This is a genomic window from Amycolatopsis sp. NBC_00345 (assembly GCF_036116635.1).
Lineage (GTDB): Bacteria > Actinomycetota > Actinomycetes > Mycobacteriales > Pseudonocardiaceae > Amycolatopsis.
Genome location: NZ_CP107995.1, coordinates 9,950,655 through 9,969,624 on the forward strand (window position 1 = coordinate 9,950,655; position 18,970 = coordinate 9,969,624).

An 18,970-nucleotide genomic window follows, 5' to 3' on the forward strand; every position below is an offset into this window, starting at 1 on the left:
CAGATCAACGGCTGCACCTGTCAGTGCGGGTCAGGGCTGTTCACGCCGTGACCCGCATCCTCTTACCACTCAGAAGCAGCTGACGGTGGCTCATACCCGCTCCGGGATGGTGAGCCACCGTTTGTCCGTTCCAGCCCCCGTCAGGACGCCTTGTGCCGTGCCTTGGCCCTGTACTCCTGGACGCGGACGCGTTTCGGGTTGAACGTACGGACCCCCGTCCGGTCCGACGGATCGACGTAGAGGGTGTCCCGGCCGGGTGCGTCAGTCAGCATCGCTCGCTTCTCGACGTTGTCGGCCGCGTCCCACTTCTGGGCCGCTTCTTTCCGAGTCATCGCCTCCGTGGGGCCTTGCGGGTTCCCGCCGGTCAACTCCTCCCGCTCCGCGTACAACCGAGCCAGATCCAGTCTTATCGGCAGAATCGGCCCGCGAACCGGCGTTTCCGCGATCTTCCCGCGGGAATCCGCACGTCAGCGCATGATCGACGCTCTTGCCGTGGCGTAACCGCGCGCAACTCACGCCGATACACCCCGGCAATACTCCGTTCCTGGCTTTCGGCCCAGCCGGCCGGAAGGAGCGGACATGGGGCTCGCTGACAATCCGCACATGGCAGACTATTCACTGCGCTACACGCCGGCGTCGTTCCGGAAATGTTCGCCGTGGATGGTGTTCCTCAGCTGCCTGGTCGGGATCTCGGCCATGGCCGGGTACGCGCTCGACGCGGCGTTCGTGAACGCGTTCGGCTTCGCCAGCGCGCTGATCGGGTTTCTCGTCGCCGCGGCGGTCACGCTGCCGCGGACGCTGGTGATCGCGTTCGCCATCACGCGCCGGCACGTCGACATCGGCCTGCTCACCCGGGGTTCCGGGTTCGGCTACCTCGGCTCGACGCTGACCTCGCTGGTCTACGCGACCTACATGCTGATCTTCCTCGCCTACGAGGGCGCGATCATGGCGCAGGCGGTGACCGCGCTGACTGGGCTCGGTCTTCGTTTGTCCTATGTGGTCGTCTCCGCCGTGATGATCCCGCTGACGCTGTACGGGATGACGTTCGGCTCGAAGTTCCAGGCGTGGACGTGGCCGCTGTGGATCGCGCTGATCGGGCTCGCCATCGGCACCGCGACGGTACGCCGTGCCCGAAGCCCGTTACGTCGACCCGGCCCTGCGCTTCCGCGCGGAGGCGGTCATCGAAGACTGGGCGGGCTGAAAGGCTCGTGAGTGTTGGTGACGGTTCTAACCGTCACCAACACTCACGAGCTTTTACTTGCCGAACCCGGCTCGCTTCAGCGCGTCGGCCATGCTGCCGCTGCCGCCGGAGTTGCCTCCACGGTCGCCGCCGCGGTTCTGCTGCTGGCCGCCGCGGCGCTGACCGCCACCGCCGCCCTGGCCGCGGTCACGCCCGCCGCCGCCCTGGCCGCCGCCGCCCTGCTGGCCGCCACCGCCACCACGGCGGTCCTGGGACGAGGCGCCCGGCTCGTCGTCCAGGCGCAGGGTCAGTGAGATCCGCTTGCGCGGCACGTCGACGTCCAGCACCTTGACCTTCACGATGTCGCCGGGCTTCACGACGTCACGCGGGTCCTTCACGAAGTTCTTCGACAGCGCCGAGACGTGCGCGAGCCCGTCCTGGTGCACGCCGACGTCGATGAACGCGCCGAAGGCCGCCACGTTCGTCACCACGCCCTCCAGCCGCATGCCCGGCGTGAGGTCACCGATCTTGTCGACGCCCTCGGCGAAGGTGGCCGTCTTGAACGCCGGGCGCGGGTCGCGGCCCGGCTTCTCCAGCTCGGCCAGGATGTCGGTGACCGTCGGGAGGCCGAAGGTCTCGTCGACGAACTCGGTCGGCTTCAGCGCCTGCAGGGTGCGCGTGCTGCCGATCAGTGAGCGGAGGTCGGTGCTGGTGGCCGTCAGGATCCGCCGCACCACCGGGTAGGCCTCGGGGTGCACCGACGACGCGTCGAGCGGGTCGTCGCCGTCCGGGATGCGCAGGAAGCCCGCGCACTGCTCGAACGCCTTCGGGCCGAGCCGCGCGACCTCCTTCAGCGCCGTGCGGGTCTTGAACGGCCCGTTCGAGTCGCGGTGGGAAACGATGTTCTCCGCCAGCCCCGTGGTGATGCCCGAGACGCGGGTGAGCAGCGGCGCGGACGCCGTGTTCACGTCCACGCCCACGGCGTTCACGCAGTCCTCCACCACCGCGTCGAGCGAGCGGGACAGCGACACCTCGGACAGGTCGTGCTGGTACTGCCCGACGCCGATCGACTTCGGGTCGATCTTCACCAGCTCCGCCAACGGATCCTGCAGCCGTCGCGCGATCGAGACGGCGCCGCGCAGCGACACGTCCATGCCCGGCAGCTCCTGCGAAGCGAACGCCGACGCCGAGTACACCGACGCGCCTGCCTCCGAGACGACGGCCTTCGTCAGCTTCAGCTCGGCGTGCTTCTTGATCAGCTCCTGCGCGAGCTTGTCCGTCTCACGCGACGCGGTGCCGTTGCCGATCGAGATCAGGTCCACGTGGTGCCGCGCGCACAGGACGGCGAGCTCGGCGATGGACTGGTCCCACTTGTTCGCCGGCTGGTGCGGGTAGATCACGTGCGTGTCGACGACCTTGCCGGTGGCGTCGACGACCGCGACCTTCACGCCGGTGCGGAAGCCGGGGTCGAGGCCCATCGTCGCGCGGGTGCCGGCCGGGGCGGCCAGCAGCAGGTCACGCAGGTTGGCCGCGAACACGCGCACGGCGTCGTCCTCGGCCGACTGGCGCAGCCGCATCCGCAGGTCGATGCCGAGGTGCAGGAGGATCTTCGTGCGCCAGGCCCAGCGCACGGTGTCGCCGAGCCACTTGTCCGCCGGGCGGCCCTCCTGCGTGATGCCGACCTTCTGCGCGATTCGCTGCTCATATTGCGTGGGGCCGACGCGCGGCTCTTCGGAAGGCGCCTCCGACTCCATGGAGAGGTCGAGGACTTCTTCCTTCTCACCGCGCAGCATCGCGAGGATGCGGTGCGAGGGAAGCTTGGTGTACGGCTCGGAGAAGTCGAAGTAGTCGGCGAACTTGGCGCCGTCGGTCTCCTTGCCCGCGCGGACCTTCGACGTGATGTGGCCTTCGGTCCACATCTTCTCGCGCAGTTCGCCGATCAGGTCGGCATCCTCCGCGAAGCGCTCGACCAGGATCGAGCGGGCGCCGTCGAGCGCCGCCTGCGCGTCGGCCACGCCCTTGTCGGCGTCGACGAACACCGCGGCGGCCGCGTGCGGGTCGGTCGACCGGTCGCTCATCAGGCCGTCGGCCAGCGGCTCGAGGCCGGCTTCACGCGCGATCTGCGCCTTCGTCCGCCGCTTCGGCTTGTACGGCAGGTAGATGTCCTCGAGCCGGGACTTCGTGTCCGCGGCGAGGATCTGCGCCTCCAGCGCCTCGTCCAGCTTGCCCTGGGTCCGGATGGACTCCAGCACGGCGACGCGGCGCTCGTCGAGCTCACGCAGGTAGCGCAGGCGCTCCTCCAGCGTGCGCAGCTGCGCGTCGTCGAGCATCCCCGTGACTTCCTTGCGGTACCGGGCGATGAACGGCACGGTCGACCCCCCGTCGAGGAGATCGACGGCGGCCTTGACCTGCCCTTCGCGCACCTCCAGCTCTTCAGCGATCCGCTGCTCGACCGACTGCACGCTCACAACCAAGCTCCTGCTCCGTCTCGACGTTCCGTGCCGTTCATTCTGCCGTCCGGCGCGGTGCGACTTTCGTATGGGCCTGCCCAAGGGTGCCTTGACATCCTTATTGGTCTAGTCCACTTTGTGGTGACCTGCCTCACTCTCCAGCGGAGGTCTCCCCATGTCCCGTAACCCCAAGCCGGCGCTGACCGCGCTGGTGGCCACCGTCGCCGCGTGCCTCGCCGTGACGTTCGCCGTCAGCGGCAGCGCTTCCGCGGCCGGCGTCAAGACCGGCGCCGAAAGTCCGGGCGCTGTGCGAGCGGCCCCCAGTGCCCTGCCCAAGCACCTGCTCACCGGCTACTGGCAGAACTTCGACAACGGCGCGAAGCCGCTGAAGCTCGCGGATGTGCCGTCGCAGTACAACCTCATCGCCGTGGCCTTCGCCGACGCCACGAGCACTCCGGGCGCGGTGAGCTTCACGCTCGACCCGGGCCTGTCGTCGGCGCTCGGCGGCTACACCGACGACCAGTTCCGCGCCGACATCAAGGCCGTGCAGGCGCGCGGGCAGCAGGTCATCATCTCCGTCGGCGGCCAGAACGGCACGATCAACGTCAGCGACTCGGCGTCCGCGGACAACTTCGCCACTTCGATCAAGTCGCTGATCTCCACCTACGGCTTCGACGGCGTCGACATCGACCTGGAGAACGGCGTCAACGCCACCTACATGGCCCAGGCGCTGCGCAGCATCCACGACGGCGGCGGCCAGGTGATCACGATGGCCCCGCAGACGATCGACATGCAGTCCACGCAGGCCGCCTACTTCCAGCTCGCGCTGAACATCAAGGACATCCTGACGATCGTCAACATGCAGTACTACAACTCCGGCACCATGCTCGGCTGCGACGGCCAGGTCTACGGCCAGTCCACGGTCAACTTCCTGACCGCGCTCGCGTGCATCCAGCTCCAGGGCGGCCTGCGCGACGACCAGGTGGGCCTCGGCCTGCCCGCGTCGGGCTCGGCGGCGGGCGGCGGCTACCAGTCGCCGTCGAACGTGGTCTCGGCGCTGAACTGCCTGGCGAAGGGCTCGGACTGCGACTCGTACCAGCCGCCGGCGACGTACCCGGCGATCCGCGGAGCCATGACCTGGTCGATCAACTGGGACGCGTCCGCCGGGTACGCGTTCGCGAACACCGTCGGTGCCGGCCTCGCGAACCTGCCGTAGGGGTGATCCGGACAGGCCCTGGAGGAGCTCCCGCGACAACAGGGGGAGGGCGTCGCCGCGGGAGCCCCTCCAGAACACCCCCAGTGCACGCGCTCAGAGGGGGTGAGCGCGTGCGACGGGGCCCAGCCTGCCCGGTCGCGGTAGGCGAACCGGTTGTGTAGCTGTTGAATCGCCTGGTCAGACCGTCTTCACCGGGCCAGGCGACGATGGCGGGGATCAGGCGGAGCGCACGTCCACAATCGGGAGCCGGAGCGCGCCCGGGGCGGACGCGGGCACGACGGGCGCGCGCGGCGCCACCGCCGCCACCCGCCGGTAAGCCTCGCCGAGGGCCGGGCGCGGGTCGGCGGCGCCCCGGTTCGGCCAGAACGCCATCGCGCGCTCGGCCTGCGCGGTGATGGTCAGCGAGGGGTTCACGCCCAGGTTCGCCGAGATCGCCGAGCCGTCCACCACGTGCAGGCCGGGGTATCCGTAGAGCCGCTGGTACGGGTCGACGACGCCGGTCGCGGGGGAGTCGCCGATCGCGCAGCCGCCGATGAAGTGGCCGGTGACCGGGATGTTCGCCAGGTCGGTCCACGCGCCCTGCGGCAGGCCGCCGATCTTGCCGGCGACGCGGCGGGTCACCTCGTGCCCGGCGGGGATCCAGTCGGGGCTCGGCTCGCCGTCGCCCTGTTTCGTGGTCATCCGGCGGCCGAACAGCCCGCGCTTGGTGTACGTCGTCACGGAGTTGTCGAGCGTCTGCATCACCAGCAGCCCGATCATCCGCTCCGACCAGTGCCGCAGGTTGTGGATCCGCGGCAGGTCGCGCCATTGCCGGCCCAGCTGGCGCAGGCCGAGCACCCACCGGCGGCGGCCCGGCTCGGCGTCGACCAGGACCGTGGCCAGCAGGCCCATCAGGTTGCTGCCCTTGCCGTAACGCACCGGCTCGACGTGGGTCACGGCGTCCGGGTGAATCGACGACGTGATCGCGACGCCGCGGGTGTAGTCCGTGTCCTTGCGCAGCGACCGCGCGGCGAGCACGGCCTCGGAGTTCGTGCGCGCGAGCAGCCCGAGCCGCGGCGAGATCCCGGGCAGCGTCCCTGCGTCCCGCAGTTTGTGCAGAAGCCGTTGTGTACCAAGTGAAGCCGCCGCGAACACCACCTCGCGCGCGGTGAACGTCCGGCGCTCCTTACGGATCCAGCGGCCCGTGCGCTCGGTGTCCACGGCGTAACCGCCCTCGACCGGGCGCACGGAAACCACCGTGGTCAACGGGTGCACGGACGCGCCGGCCCGTTCGGCGAGGTACAGGTAGTTCTTCACGGTGGTGTTCTTGGCCCCGACCCGGCAGCCCGTCATGCACTCGCCGCACTGCGTGCAGCCGCGCCGCGCGGGCCCGGCGCCGCCGAAGAACGGGTCCGGCGACTCGGCGCCGGGCCGGTCGCCGAAGTGGACGCCCACGGGCGTGCGGCGGTAGGTGTGGCTGATGCCCATGTCCTCGGCGACCTCGCGCAGCACCTCGTCGGCGGGTGTCGTGGTCGGGTTCTCGACCACGCCGAGCATCCGCTTGGCCTGGTCGTAGTACGGCGCGAGTTCTGCCTTCCAGTCGGTGATGTGCGCCCACTGCGGGTCGGCGTAAAACGCGTCCGGGGGCTCGTACAGCGTGTTCGCGTACACCAGCGAACCGCCGCCGACGCCGGTTCCGCTCATCACGAAGGTGTTCTTGAGAACGGTCAGCCGCTGGATGCCGTAACAGCCGAGTTTCGGGGCCCAGAGGTACTTCCGCAGCCGCCAGGACGTCTTGGCGAACTCGTCGTCGGCGAACCGGCGGCCCGCTTCGAGCACCCCGACGCGGTAGCCCTTCTCCGTCAGCCGCAGCGCGGTGACGCTGCCGCCGAAGCCGGACCCGATGACCAGCACGTCGTAGTCGTGGCTCATCGCGCGGCCACCACCCGGTAGTCGGCCGGGTCGAGTACCCGGGTCCGGCGGTCGTATTCGGTGACGAGGCCGGGCCAGTTGGTGCTCACCCGCCCGTCGGCCTGCCGGTACCAGCTGCTGCACGCGCTCCAGACGCTGCGCGAGAGCCGCCGCTGCACCTCGGCGTCGTACCGTTCTTCGACCTCGGGCTTGACGTCCAAATAGGACACTCCGGGCCGGGCCAGCTGCTCCACCGCCTGGCGGATGTAGCGCGCCTGCCGTTCGATCATGTAGATGATGGAGCCCGCGCCGAGGTTGGTGTTGGGGCCGTAGACGCAGAACAGGTTCGGGAAGCCGGGCACCGACAGTCCGAGGTACGCCCGCGCGCCGCCGGCCCAGGCGTCGGCGAGCGCCCGCCCGCCGAGGCCGTTCACCTTCATGGTGCCGAGGAATTCGGTCGCGGCGAAGCCGGTGCCGTAGACGATCACGTCCACCTCGTGCTCGGCCCCGTCTTCCGTGCGCACGCCGCGCGGGGTGATCTCGCGGATCCGGGTGGTCTCGACCTCGACGTTCGGCTGCGCGACCGCGGGCAGGTAGTCGCTGGTGAACAGGATTCGCTTGCAGCCCAGCGGAAAGCCGGGGGTGAGCTTCCGCCGCAGCTCGGGGTCCTTGAGGTGCCGGCGCCGCAGCTGCTCGGTGCGGGCCTCGAGCAGCTTCGCCAGGATCGGGCGCCGCGTCATCGCGTACGTCGCGTACTCGGCCAGCAGGAAGATCCGCAGCCGGCCGAACAGCTGAGTGGCCGGGACGCGCCGGAACAGCCGCTGCTGCCAGGCGGTGTAACGCGCGTCGTGCTTGGCCATGATGTGCGGCGCGGTGCGCTGGAAGATGGTCAGCTTCGCGGCGCGCTTCTGCAGCTCCGGCACGAACTGGATGGCGCTCGCGCCGGTCCCGATCACCGCGACGCGCTTGCCCTCCAGCGACACGTCGTGGTCCCACCGCGCGGAGTGGAACGAGGGGCCTTCGAAGGTGCCGCTCCCGGGGATGCCGGGCATCGCCGGCTGCGAGAGCTGCCCGACGGCCGGCACGAACACGTCCGCCTCGTAGGTCTCGCCGCCCGCCGTCTCCACGCGCCAGCGGCCCCCGTCGAAGGTGGCCGCGGTGACCTCGCGCCCGTAACGGATGTGCGGGCCGATCCCGTACTTGCCGATGACCCGCTTGAGGTAGGCGTGGATGTCCGGCTGCAGCGAGTACCGCTTGGGCCACCGCGGGTTGGGCTCGTAGGAGAACGAGTAGAGCGGCGACGCGACGTCACACGCCGCGCCCGGGTACGTGTTTTCGCGCCACACGCCGCCGGGCTCGTCCGCGCGCTCCAGGATCGTGATGTCGTGGAACCCGGCGCGCTTGAGCTCGATCGCCGTCCCGATCCCGCCGAACCCGGTGCCGGCGATCAGCACCGACGGCGTCCCTGCCGTGTCACTCATGCACCGGAAGCTACCGAGTGGTCACCGTGCGGGGAAGGCCAGCGGCGGACAGCGAATCGAGAATTCCGGCCATCGGGCAAAGGCCGTTAAGGCCTCCTTACCCGCGTCCTACGCGGGTAAGGAGGCCTTAACGGACTCCGGCACCGGCGCTCACGAGATGGGCAGGACCCGCACCTCGTGAGTGGCGTCGGGGGAGGCCCAGGCCAGCAGCTTCCGCCCGGCGCTCTCCGCGGCGGTGACGTCGCGCTTGGTCAGCCGCTCGAACGGGGTCACGGTCAGCGTCGCCTTCGCGGCCGCTTTTCCGCCGGTCTTGGTCGTTTCCCAGCTGCCCCGCACCTGGCCGTCGGCCAGCAGGGTGCCCTTCACCAGCCCGTTCTGCGTGATGACGCGCTTGCGGTGCTCGTCGCTGATCACCCGCCGCCGGTCGGCGTAGGACAGCAGGGTCTGGTCGAACGGCCCCAGCAGCCGCAGCGGCGCGGGCACGTCCTCGTCGGGGACAACGGCGTCGGGCAGGTCGTAGAGCACCCGGCCTTCGGGGTCGCGGTAGGTGCGCAGGTCCATTTCCGCGAAGACCTCACCGAGCCGCTTGACGCCCGCCCACGCCTGCGCGTCCGCCACCGAAGCCGGGCCGAACGCCTTCAGGTACCGCCGCACCAGATCGGCGAGCGACGACGGGACCGGTGCGGGCACGTCGATCCAGTCGTGGGCGTGCTGGTAGGTCGGCTGCCCGGACGAGCCCCACACCCCGCGCGGCGGGATCTGCACGAGCGGCAGGAGGCCCCGCACCAGGTGCGTCAGCGCGCCGGCGAGCCGGTCCGGCCACCGCGACGCGAGCGCGGCCCCCAGCTCGGCGCTCGTATGCGGCCGGGCCGCCAGCAGCTCACGCGCCAGGTCGGCCACGGCACCACGGTCCAGCCCGGCGATCTTCGCCGCGTACTGGAGGTTCGTGTCCAGGTCGCGGTCCATGATCACCTGCACCAGCGGCCGCCACGCGAGCGCGTCCGCGGCGCTGACCAGGTGCACCGTGCCGCGCATCAGCACCAGGCGCACCACCTGCCGGTCGAGGAGCAGCTTCGACAGGTCCTCGGGGCGGAAGCCGTGCAGCCGCGCGTGGAGGGCGTAGTACGGCGGGAACGGCGCCTGCGCCTGCAATCCCGCGAGGTGCTCGACGGCGTCGAACGCGGGCAGCTTCGCTCGCCGAAGCAGCAGCTGACGGTCCAGAGTCGCGCGGTTCAAGGCGCGCCGGCTCAGATTCATGACCGGACTGTAACCGCCAATGCGGACAGTTCCCGCCCTCGACGAGCGCGATCCCGGGGTCCTGATCCATAATCCCGGCCATGGCCGAGCTCGCCGCGCCCGCGGTCCGCGACTGGGACTTCCCCCGTGGCACGGCCAGCATCCTGCTCATGCTCCGGTTCGCCGAGGACCACGGCGTGCCCGCCCACGACCTGCTGCCCGCCGCCGACCTCGACGCACTGGGCGGATGGGACGCGCCGGACCAGCAGGTGGACGCGCGCCAGGAGCTGGCCGTGGTCCGCGCCGTCGCCGCGCGCACCGGGGGTTCGGACGAACTGGCGCTGGAACTCGGCCGCCGCTACCGCGTGACGACGTTCGGCATCTTCGGTTTCGCCTGCATCAGCAGCCCGACGATGCGGGACGCGATGCTGTTCGCCCTGCGCTACCTGGACCTCAGCTTCACCTTCTGCATCCCGCACGTCGAGCTGGGCGAGGACGGGATCAGCGTGGTCCTCGACGACACCCGGGTGCCCGCCGACGTCGCCCGCTTCCTGGTCCTGCGCGACCTCGCCGCGATCCACACCGTGATGCGCGACCTGCTCCCGGAGATCCGCCTGGAGCACCTGGGCTTCCGGCACGAGGCCCCGGCCGAGGTTCAGTCCTATGTGGACGCCTTCGGCCTTGTCCCCGAATTCGGCGCGGCGGAACACTGCGCCACGATGGATCCCGCGCTGCTCGCGTATCCGCTGCCGCAGGCGAACGAGCAGACCGTGGCCCTGTGCGCCGCGCAGTGTGACGCGCTGGTCGCGCGCCGCCGGGAGCGTTCCGGCATCTCCCAGCTGGTGCGGGAGCGCTTGGTGCGCCTGGGCGGGGTCGACGCCGGCATGGACGAGATCGCGCGCCAGCTCGCGGTGAGCCCGCGGACACTGCGACGCCGGCTGGGCGACGCCGGCACCGGCTACCGCCAGCTCGTGGACGAGGTCCGTCAGACGCTCGCCGAGGAGATGCTGGACACCGGCGCGCTGTCGGTGGAGGACGTCGCGCTGCGGCTGGGCTACGCGGAGGCGTCGAGCTTCATCTACGCGTTCAAACGGTGGACCGGGATGACCCCGGCCGCGTTCGCGCGCCGTTCCGCTCCGCGAGCACGGCCGGGTAGGTGACCTTCAGCAGGCCCAGGATCGACTCGACGAGGAACGTGCGCAGCTCCGCGCGCCCGAGCGTGCCGCGGATCAGCCACTCGCGTGAAGCGGCGCGCAACATCCCGCCGTACGACCGGATCATCGCGCGCAGCTCCTCGCGGCCCTCGGCGACGTCGGTCATCAGCGCGGCGGCGAGCACGCGGTCGGCCGCGATCTCGTCGGCCTCCAGCATGATGCGCTCGATCTCGGGGTCGCGGCCGGCGGACTCCGGCCCGATCGCGGTCAGCCACGCGTCGCGGTTGCGCTCGACGACCTCGATCCAGCGCTCGATGCCGATCTCCAGCCGGCGCTCCATCGGCTCGTCCGGCAGCGACTCCACCACGGGCGCGGGCACGATCATCATCTGCCGCACCACTTCGAGGTACAGCTCGCGCTTGCCGCCGAAGTAGTGGTTGATCAACGGCCGGGCCACCCCGGCGGCCGCCGCGATGTCCGAAGTGGACACTGATGCGTAGCTTCCGGCGCCGAACAGCCGCCGCGCCGCCGCGAGGATCTCGGCCTTGCGCTCGGCCGGTTCCAGCCGTCGCCGGGTGGGCTGCGCTCCGGTGCTCATCGGGTCAGCCTCGTCGCCCGCCTTCGTGCTGTCAACAAGTTGTTGACCGCACGTAAAGAGTGTTACCCCCGGTTGTTCGCGACGGTATTTGTACGGTCAACCGGCGTCGTTACCCAAACGGAACGACCGGCCGGTAACTTCCCCGGCCGCTGGCGCGACGAGATCGGCAGGGGGAAGGGCGCTTGGGGCAGGAGCAGATGGGCGACGCGGACGGCGGCACGACCGGCCCGGCCGGACGCTGGGTGAGTGTGCGCCTGCAACACCGGCACGTTCGGATGGACGACCAGGAATGCCCGGAGGAGTGTGCCTCTGGCTGCGGTGAAGAGGAGCTGGACGGTGTGGTCGATGGGCTGTCCATGTCCTACCCGGGCATCATCATCAGCAACTACGACGAGGACCGCCTGGTCGGCGAACGGTGGATCCCGCTGGGCGTCGAACCGACGGAGGAGGACGACGAGGTGCTGATCGAGCAGCTGCGGGCCGCCATGCTGTGGCAGGCCCGCCGTCCCCCGCAGGAGACCACGGGGGAATAGCTGCCGGAGGCTTTGCCGGTGACGTGCCCTGAAGGCCACCTTCAGGGACCTGCGTGCCCTCATGGTGGCCTTCAGGGCACAACGGGCGGGAATCGCGAAATTCGGCTTACCGCAACGGATCCGTCGGGGTCAGGCGCGCAGGCCGTCGAACGCCATCTTGCACACCGCGTCCGCCAGCTCGGTGGCCGAGGAGCCGCGGCGCGGCCGGTACCACTCGATCAGCGAGTTCACCGTGCCGAACAGCAGCCGGGCCGCGACGGCCGGGTCGACGTCCGGCCGGACGTCGCCCTCGGCCTCGGCCAGCTTGACCAGGTCGGTCACCACGAGGTCGAACTCGCGCCGCCGGGCGAGGGCCGCCCGCTCCACCTTCGTATTGCCGCGTACGCGCAGCAGCAGCGTCACGAACGGCAGCCGGTCCGCCAGCACCAGCACACTCCCGCGCACCAGGTGCTCCAGCCGGTCGATCGCGCGCCCCTCGAGCTCCGCCGTTTCCGCGGCGATTTCGAACAGCCCGTCCAGCGCCCGGTCCACCGACAGCCGCAGCAGCTCTTCCTTGCTCGGCACGTGGTGGTAGATCGCGGACTTCGTGATGCCGAGCTTGCGCGACAGGTCCTCCATGCTGGTGCCGTCGTAACCGCGCTCGTTGAACAGCTTCACCGCGACCTGGAGCAGGGACTCCAGGTCGTATCCGGGACGACCGCGCCGTGCCGGAGCGGTCATGTGGGGTCCCGCTGGTCCAGCACCCGGCGCATCTTCCCCAGCGAACGTTCCAGCGTGTCCGGCTCCACGACGTCCACCGTAACGGTCACCCCGACACCGTCCTTCACCCCGGCCGCCAGCGCGGACGCGGCGGACGCGCGCAGCGAGGCCTCGGCGTCGTGGCGGGCCTCCACGCGCACGGTCAGATGGTCGAGCCGGCCGCGCGTCGACCGGATGAGCTGGAAGTGCGGGCTCAGCCCCTCGGTGCGCAGCACGACTTCCTCGATCTGGGTGGGGAAGACGTTGACCCCGCGCAGGATGATCAGGTCGTCGCTGCGGCCGGTCACCTTCTCCATCCGGCGGAACGCCGGGCGCGCCGTGCCCGGCAGCAGCCGGGTGAGGTCGCGGGTGCGGTAGCGGATGATCGGCAGCGCCTGCTTGGTCAGCGACGTGAACAGCAGCTCGCCCTGCGCGCCCGCCGGCTGCACTTCTTCGCTGAACGGGTCGATCACCTCGGGGAAGAAGTGGTCCTCCCAGATGTGCAGGCCGTCCTTGGTCTCCACGCACTCCTGCGCGACCCCCGGGCCCATCACCTCGGACAGCCCGTAGATGTCCACCGCGTCGATCGCGAAGCGCTCCTCGATCTCCGAGCGCATCTGCTCGGTCCACGGCTCGGCGCCGAAGATGCCGACCTTCAGCGAGCTGGCCCGCGGGTCCACGCCCTGGCGTTCGAACTCGTCCAGCAGCGTGAGCATGTACGAGGGCGTCACCATGATGACCTCGGGCTCGAAGTCGGTGATCAGCTGCACCTGCCGGGCGGTCATGCCGCCGGACGCCGGGATCACCGTGCAGCCCAGCTTCTCCGCGCCGTAGTGCGCGCCGAGGCCGCCGGTGAACAGGCCGTAGCCGTAGGCCACGTGCACCTTGTGCCCCGCCCGCCCGCCCGCCGCGTGGATCGAGCGCGCCACCACCGTGGCCCAGACGTCCAGGTCGTCCTCGGTGTAGCCGACCACCGTCGGCTTGCCGGTGGTGCCGCTGGACGCGTGGATCCGCCGGATGTCCTTCTGTGGCACGGCGAACATGCCGAACGGGTAGTTGTCCCGCAGGTCCGCCTTCGTGGTGAAGGGGAACTTCGCCAGGTCCGCCAGCTCGTGGCAGTCGTCCGGGTGAACGCCCGCGTCGGCGAACTTCTTGGTGTAGAACGGCACGTTCGCGTACGCGTGGCGCAGTGTCCACTGCAGACGCTCCAGCTGGAGCGCGGCCAGCTCGTCGGCGCTGAGCTTCTCGGCGGTATCTCTCATCGGGCTTCCCTGGTCTTCTGGATGACGCGGCTGCGGCCGCGGAACTCGGCGACGACCTCGGGCCCTTCGGGGGTCTCCCGGTGCACGGTGACGTCGTAGATGCCGTTACGGCCCCAGCTGGTCCGCTCGGCGGCGGTGGCGACGAGGTGGTCGCCCAGCCGGCCGGCCGCGACGAAGGAGATCTCCGCGCCGGCGGCGACGGTGACCGGGCCGTGGGTGTTGCAGGCGAGCGCGAACGCGGTGTCGGCCAGCAGGAACAGGTAGCCGCCGTGGGCGATGTCGTGGCCGTTGACCATCGACTCCGTGACCACCATGGTGGCGACGGCTCGTCCGTCGGCGGCCTCGACGAGTTCGATCCCCAGCGCGCGGGAGGCCTCGTCGGTGTCGAACATCGTGTGCGCGGCGTTGCGTGCCAAGTCCGGCGCCTCCGTGCTCCAGTAACTGACCGAATGGCCGGTAATTAGCGTCCGGAGTCAGTAAAGGCGCGCGGCGGCTCCGGTGTCAAGCGCCCGGGGCTTTCGATCCGGGCCGGGAACGGCTACCATGCGACTTACTGAACGTCCGGTTGGTAATTCGGCGAGAGGGTCGGCATGGTTCTGCTCCGCAGCTACGTCTCCGGTGGTTGGCACACTGCGTCCGGAGAGGGTGTCCCGCTGCACGACGCGGCCACCGGCGAGGAGGTCGCCCGGGTCTCGTCCGAGGGCGTCGACTTCGCCGCCGCGCTCGAGTACGGCCGCACGGTGGGCGGGCCGGCGTTGCGTGAGCTGACCTTCCACCAGCGCGCGGCCCTGCTCAAGGCGCTCGCCTCGCACCTGCGCGAACACCGCGAGGAGCTGTACGCGCTTTCGGCGAAGACCGGCTCCACGCTGGGCGACTCGAAGTTCGACATCGACGGCGGCATCGGCGTGCTGTTCAGCTACGCCTCGAAGGGCAAGCGCGAGCTGCCGAACGACACGGTCTACGTCGACGGCGCGGTGGAGCCGCTGAGCCGGGGCGGCACATTCGTCGCGCAGCACATCGCCACGCCGCTGCACGGGGTCGCGGTCCAGATCAACGCGTTCAACTTCCCGGTGTGGGGGCCGCTGGAGAAGTTCGCGCCCGCGTTCCTGGCCGGCGTGCCGAGTCTGGTCAAGCCCGCGAGCCAGACCGCCTACCTCACCGCGCGGCTGGTGGAGCTGATCATCGAATCGGGCATCCTGCCCGAGGGCTCGCTGCAGTTCGTCGCGGGCAGCGTCGGCGACCTGCTGGACCACCTCACGGCGCAGGACCTGGTGTCGTTCACCGGCTCGGCGTCCACCGCGCAGAAGCTGCGCGCGCACCCGGCGGTCGTCCGCAACTCCGTGCGGTTCAACGCGGAGGCCGACTCGCTGAACTGCTCGATCCTGGCGCCCGACGCGCGGCCGTCCACGCCGGAGTTCGACCTGTTCGTGAAGCAGCTGGTCACCGAGATGACCGTGAAGGCGGGCCAGAAGTGCACCGCGATCCGCCGCGCGTTCGTGCCGGCCGAGCTGCTGGACGACGTCGCCGAGGCCGCGAGCGCGCGGCTGGCGAAGGTGACCGTCGGCAACCCGGCCGCGGAAGGCGTCCGGATGGGCGCGCTGGCCAGCCTGGAACAGCGTGAAGAGGTACGGCGGTCGCTCAAGGCCCTGCTCGACGCGGGCAGCGTGGTCTTCGGCGACCCCGAGCACGTCGACGTGGTGGACGGCGACGCCGCGAAGGGCGCGTTCATGTCACCCGTGCTGCTGAAGGCCGACCCGGAGCGTTCGGAGCCGCACGAGGTCGAGGCGTTCGGGCCGGTGTCCACGCTCATGCCGTACACCTCGATCGAGCAGGTCATCGAGCTGGCCGCGCGCGGCGGCGGCAGCCTCGCCGGGTCGATCGTGACCGGCGACCCGGAGTTCGCCCGGACGGTCGTGCTCGGCGTCGCGCCGTACCACGGCCGGTTGCTGGTGCTGGACAGCGACGACGCGAAGGAGTCGACGGGCCACGGCTCGCCGATGCCGCAGCTCGTCCACGGCGGCCCCGGCCGCGCCGGCGGCGGCGAGGAAATGGGCGGCATCCGCGGCGTGCTGCACCACCTGCAGCGCACGGCTGTGCAGGGCAGCCCGGCCGTGCTGAGCGCCGTCACCGGCCGATGGGTCGCCGGCGCCCCGAGGACCGAAGGCGGCGAGCACCCGTTCCGCAAGTCGCTGGCCGAACTGCGTGTCGGCGACTGCGTTGTCGCGGGCCCGCGCACGGTGACCCGCGCGGACATCGACCACTTCGCCGAGTTCACCGGCGACACCTTCTACGCGCACACCAACCCGGAGGCGGCCGCGGCCAACCCGCTGTTCGGCGGGATCGTCGCGCACGGCTACCTGGTGGTGTCGTTCGCGGCGGGCCTGTTCGTCTCGCCCGAGCCGGGGCCGGTGCTGGCCAACTACGGCCTGGAGAACCTGCGTTTCCTCACCCCGGTCAAGGTCGACGACGCCCTGACGGTGACGTTGACCGCCAAGCAGATCACCCCGCGGATCGACCAGGAGTACGGCGAAGTGCGCTGGGACGCCGACGTCACCAACCAGGACGGCGACTCCGTGGCCAAGTACGACGTGCTCACCCTCGTTTCGAAGGAGCAGCCGTGACCGCGACTTTGCCGGAGCCGGACCTCGAAGAACTCTTCGAGCACACCATCGAGCGCGACCAGCGCATCGAGCCGCGCGACTGGGTGCCCGAGGGCTATCGCAAGACGATGATCCGCCAGATCGCGCAGCACGCGCACTCGGAGATCATCGGCATGCAGCCGGAGGGCAACTGGATCACGCGCGCGCCTTCCTTGCGGCGTAAGGCGATTCTGCTCGCGAAGGTGCAGGACGAGGCCGGCCACGGGCTGTACCTGTACTCGGCCGCGGCGACGCTGGGCGCGGACCGCGCGGACCTGACCGACAAGCTGATCACCGGACGGCAGAAGTACTCGTCGATCTTCAACTACCCGACGCTGACCTTCGCCGACGTCGGCGTGATCGGCTGGCTGGTCGACGGCGCCGCGATCTGCAACCAGGTGCCGCTGTGCCGCAGCTCGTACGGGCCGTACGCGCGGGCGATGATCCGCATCTGCAAGGAGGAGTCGTTCCACCAGCGGCAGGGTTTCGAGCTGCTGATGACGATGATGCGGGGCACCGGGCAGCAGCGGGAGATGGTGCAGGAGGCGGTGAACCGCTGGTGGTGGCCGTCGCTGATGATGTTCGGCCCGCCGGACGCGGACTCGCCGAACACCGCGCAGTCCATGGCCTGGAAGGTCAAGCGGCACACCAACGACGAGCTGCGGCAGCGTTTCGTCGACATGTCGGTACCGCAGGCGGCGGCGCTGGGCGTCACCTTCCCGGACTCCGAGCTTCGCTGGAATGCCGAACGGGAGCACTACGACTTCGGCGCCGTCGACTGGGACGAGTTCAAGAACGTGCTGAAGGGCAACGGGCCCTGCAACACGCAGCGTGTCGCGCACCGTAAGCGCGCGCAGGACGAAGGCGCCTGGGTGCGTGAGGCCGCAGCCGCCCATGCAGCGAAGAAGGGTTCGTGATGAAGCACGATTGGCCGTTGTACGAGGTTTTCGTCCGGGGCAAGCGCGGGCTGAACCACGTGCACGTCGGCTCGCTGCACGCGGCCGACGACGACATGGCGCTGCACAACGCGCGTGACCTGTACACCCGCCGCAACGAGGGCGTTTCCATCTGGGTGGTGAAGGCGTCGGACATCACCGCGTCCTCGCCGGACGAGAAGGACCCGTTCTTCGCGCCGAGCGGCGACAAGGTGTACCGGCACCCGACGTTCTACGAAATCCCCGACGACGTTCCGCACATGTAGGGGAGAGCCATGTCTTTCGACAACGTCTACGAGTCGCTGACCGAGGAGAACGACGCGCGCTGGGCGTTCGGCACCGGTTTCGACGACCCACTGTCCGGAATGGACACTTCGGTGCCGGCCGGGCTGGACGCCGCCGCGCTGGGCGCGTACTGCCTGATGCTGGGCGACGACGCGCTGATCTTCTCCCACCGCCTGCAGGAATGGGTGACGAACGCGCCCGAGCTGGAGGACGAGGTGGCGGTGGCGAACATCGCCCTCGACCTGCTCGGCCAGGCCCGGCTCCTGCTGGCCCGCGCCGGCAAGGCCGACGGCTCGGACCGGACCGAGGACTCGTTCGCCTTCTCCCGCGTGGAGAACGAGTTCCGCAACGTCCGGCTCGCCGAGCTGGGCGGCGGCCACTTCGGTAACCTGATCGCGCGGCTGTTCGTGTTCTCGACCTGGCGGCTCGCGCTGCTGCAGCGGCTTGAATCGAGCGCCGACCCGGTGCTCGCGGCGATCGCGGCCAAGGGCGTCAAGGAGCTGACCTACCACCGCGACTACGCGGCGCAGTGGCTGATCCGGCTCGGCGACGGCACCGAGCTGTCGCACGAGCGCATGCAGGAAGGGCTGGCCGAGGTCTGGCCGTACGTGGGCGAGCTGTTCACCACGCACCCGCTGGAGCTGGTAGACGCGGCGACGCTGCGGGCCGAATTCGACGCAGTGGTGGACCAGGTTTTCGCGGCGGCCACCGTTGAACGGCCGGAAACCGGTGCTGTCGCTGGGGTTTCCGGGCGGACGGGCCGCGACGGCGTGCACACCGAGACGATGGGTTTCCTGGTGGGCGAGCTGCAGAGTGTCGCTCGTGCGATGCCCGGTGCGACGTGGTGACCGCCGACGTGTTTGTTCCCGCGGAGGCGGCATCCAGCACCGCTGTGGCGGTGGCGTCCACCGTCACCGATCCCGAGCTGCCGATGCTCACGTTGGCCGACCTCGGCGTGCTGCGCGAGGTGTCCGAGTCCGGCGGCCGGGTGACGGTGGCGATCACGCCCACCTACACCGGCTGCCCGGCGATGGACACCATGCGCGACGACCTGGAGCACGCGTTGCTGGGCGCCGGGTTCACCGACGTCGAGATCCGGACGGTGCTGGAGCCGGCGTGGACGTCGGACTGGATCTCGGCCGACGGGCGGCGCAAGCTCGCCGAGGCCGGGATCGCGCCGCCGGGGGCCGCGCCGCGGCGGGCGGCCGGGCCGATCCCGTTGACGCTGGGGCCGCCGGTTTCGCGCGTGGCCTGCCCGCACTGCGGCTCGCTCGACACCGAGGAGCAGTCGCGGTTCAGCGCGACGGCCTGCCGGGCGCTGCGGCGGTGCCGCGCGTGCCTGGAACCGTTCGAACACGTCAAGGAGATCTGAA

General features: G+C 70.3%; 17 protein-coding genes and 1 pseudogene. 9 read left to right on the forward strand and 9 right to left on the reverse strand.

The window, feature by feature from the left end; genetic code table 11:
- Window positions 1-140 precede the first annotated feature (140 nt).
- Complete coding sequence (locus OG943_RS45480; protein ID WP_328607065.1) at window positions 141-332, reverse strand: hypothetical protein; 192 nt, start codon at window positions 330-332, stop codon at window positions 141-143.
- 271 nt (window positions 333-603) lie between these two features.
- Here OG943_RS45480 and OG943_RS45485 point away from each other — a divergent pair, with 271 nt between their 5' ends.
- The gene (locus OG943_RS45485) at window positions 604-1,212 is read left to right on the forward strand and encodes a hypothetical protein (protein ID WP_328607066.1); all 609 of its coding nucleotides are present in this window, start codon (window positions 604-606) and stop codon (window positions 1,210-1,212) included.
- A gap of 42 nt (window positions 1,213-1,254) precedes the next feature.
- Here OG943_RS45485 and OG943_RS45490 read toward each other — a convergent pair whose 3' ends face one another.
- Complete coding sequence (locus tag OG943_RS45490) at window positions 1,255-3,648, reverse strand: Tex family protein (RefSeq protein ID WP_328607067.1); 2,394 nt, start codon at window positions 3,646-3,648, stop codon at window positions 1,255-1,257.
- 310 nt (window positions 3,649-3,958) lie between these two features.
- Here OG943_RS45490 and OG943_RS45495 point away from each other — a divergent pair.
- Window positions 3,959-4,846, forward strand: a pseudogene (locus OG943_RS45495) (chitinase); the annotation flags it as partial.
- Between the two features lie 216 nt (window positions 4,847-5,062).
- On the opposite strand, the gene OG943_RS45500 reads toward OG943_RS45495, so the two are convergent.
- The 3 genes from OG943_RS45500 to OG943_RS45510 all read right to left on the reverse strand — a co-directional run bounded on the left by OG943_RS45500 (window position 5,063) and on the right by OG943_RS45510 (window position 9,474).
- Window positions 5,063-6,757 carry a GMC family oxidoreductase gene (locus OG943_RS45500; protein WP_328607068.1) on the reverse strand — a complete coding sequence of 565 codons (1,695 nt, stop codon included), beginning with the start codon at window positions 6,755-6,757 and terminating at the stop codon, window positions 5,063-5,065.
- Window positions 6,754-8,217 (reverse strand): flavin-containing monooxygenase, encoded by a 1,464-nt coding sequence (locus OG943_RS45505; RefSeq protein WP_328607069.1) that lies wholly within the window; start codon window positions 8,215-8,217, stop codon window positions 6,754-6,756. Before OG943_RS45505 ends, OG943_RS45500 begins: the two co-directional genes overlap by 4 nt.
- A gap of 150 nt (window positions 8,218-8,367) precedes the next feature.
- Window positions 8,368-9,474 carry a winged helix DNA-binding domain-containing protein gene (locus OG943_RS45510; RefSeq protein ID WP_328607070.1) on the reverse strand — a complete coding sequence of 369 codons (1,107 nt, stop codon included), beginning with the start codon at window positions 9,472-9,474 and terminating at the stop codon, window positions 8,368-8,370.
- Window positions 9,475-9,554: 80 nt separating this feature from the next.
- On the opposite strand from OG943_RS45510, the gene OG943_RS45515 reads away from it, so the two are divergent.
- Window positions 9,555-10,613, forward strand: a complete 1,059-nt coding sequence (locus OG943_RS45515) for an AraC family transcriptional regulator (protein WP_328607071.1) — start codon at window positions 9,555-9,557, stop codon at window positions 10,611-10,613.
- Here the strand turns inward: OG943_RS45515 and OG943_RS45520 are convergent.
- Window positions 10,540-11,205: a TetR/AcrR family transcriptional regulator gene (locus OG943_RS45520; RefSeq protein WP_328607072.1), complete on the reverse strand. Its 666-nt coding sequence runs from the start codon at window positions 11,203-11,205 to the stop codon at window positions 10,540-10,542. The genes OG943_RS45515 and OG943_RS45520 overlap by 74 nt on opposite strands.
- Window positions 11,206-11,387: 182 nt before the next feature.
- Between OG943_RS45520 and OG943_RS45525 the strand changes: the two genes are divergently transcribed.
- On the forward strand, window positions 11,388-11,738 hold the full coding sequence (locus tag OG943_RS45525; protein WP_442874665.1) for a hypothetical protein: 351 nt from the start codon (window positions 11,388-11,390) through the stop codon (window positions 11,736-11,738).
- A 129-nt stretch (window positions 11,739-11,867) separates the two neighbouring features.
- Here the strand turns inward: OG943_RS45525 and OG943_RS45530 are convergent, their stop codons facing one another.
- From OG943_RS45530 to paaI, 3 genes are read right to left on the reverse strand one after another with little or no spacing between them, the layout of a single operon-like run.
- A complete protein-coding gene (locus OG943_RS45530) occupies window positions 11,868-12,458 on the reverse strand; it encodes a TetR/AcrR family transcriptional regulator (RefSeq protein WP_328607073.1) in 591 nt (196 codons plus the stop codon).
- The gene (gene paaK / locus OG943_RS45535) at window positions 12,455-13,738 is read right to left on the reverse strand and encodes a phenylacetate--CoA ligase PaaK (RefSeq protein WP_328607074.1); all 1,284 of its coding nucleotides are present in this window, start codon (window positions 13,736-13,738) and stop codon (window positions 12,455-12,457) included. Before paaK ends, OG943_RS45530 begins: the two co-directional genes overlap by 4 nt.
- Window positions 13,735-14,130 (reverse strand): hydroxyphenylacetyl-CoA thioesterase PaaI, encoded by a 396-nt coding sequence (paaI, locus tag OG943_RS45540; RefSeq protein WP_328612343.1) that lies wholly within the window; start codon window positions 14,128-14,130, stop codon window positions 13,735-13,737. Before paaI ends, paaK begins: the two co-directional genes overlap by 4 nt.
- Before the next feature lie 198 nt (window positions 14,131-14,328).
- Between paaI and paaZ the strand changes: the two genes are divergently transcribed.
- The 5 genes from paaZ to paaD are packed head-to-tail and all read left to right on the forward strand — an operon-like array spanning window position 14,329 to window position 18,969.
- A complete protein-coding gene (paaZ, locus tag OG943_RS45545) occupies window positions 14,329-16,359 on the forward strand; it encodes a phenylacetic acid degradation bifunctional protein PaaZ (RefSeq protein WP_328607075.1) in 2,031 nt (676 codons plus the stop codon).
- Window positions 16,356-17,294, forward strand: a complete 939-nt coding sequence (gene paaA / locus OG943_RS45550) for a 1,2-phenylacetyl-CoA epoxidase subunit PaaA (protein WP_328607076.1) — start codon at window positions 16,356-16,358, stop codon at window positions 17,292-17,294. The genes paaZ and paaA overlap by 4 nt, the downstream gene beginning before the upstream one ends.
- The gene (gene paaB, locus OG943_RS45555; protein WP_328612344.1) at window positions 17,294-17,578 is read left to right on the forward strand and encodes a 1,2-phenylacetyl-CoA epoxidase subunit PaaB; all 285 of its coding nucleotides are present in this window, start codon (window positions 17,294-17,296) and stop codon (window positions 17,576-17,578) included. The genes paaA and paaB overlap by 1 nt, the downstream gene beginning before the upstream one ends.
- A 9-nt stretch (window positions 17,579-17,587) precedes the next feature.
- Window positions 17,588-18,445 (forward strand): 1,2-phenylacetyl-CoA epoxidase subunit PaaC, encoded by an 858-nt coding sequence (gene paaC, locus OG943_RS45560; protein WP_328607077.1) that lies wholly within the window; start codon window positions 17,588-17,590, stop codon window positions 18,443-18,445.
- A complete protein-coding gene (paaD, locus tag OG943_RS45565; RefSeq protein ID WP_328607078.1) occupies window positions 18,442-18,969 on the forward strand; it encodes a 1,2-phenylacetyl-CoA epoxidase subunit PaaD in 528 nt (175 codons plus the stop codon). The genes paaC and paaD overlap by 4 nt, the downstream gene beginning before the upstream one ends.
- Window position 18,970: the final 1 nt, after the last annotated feature.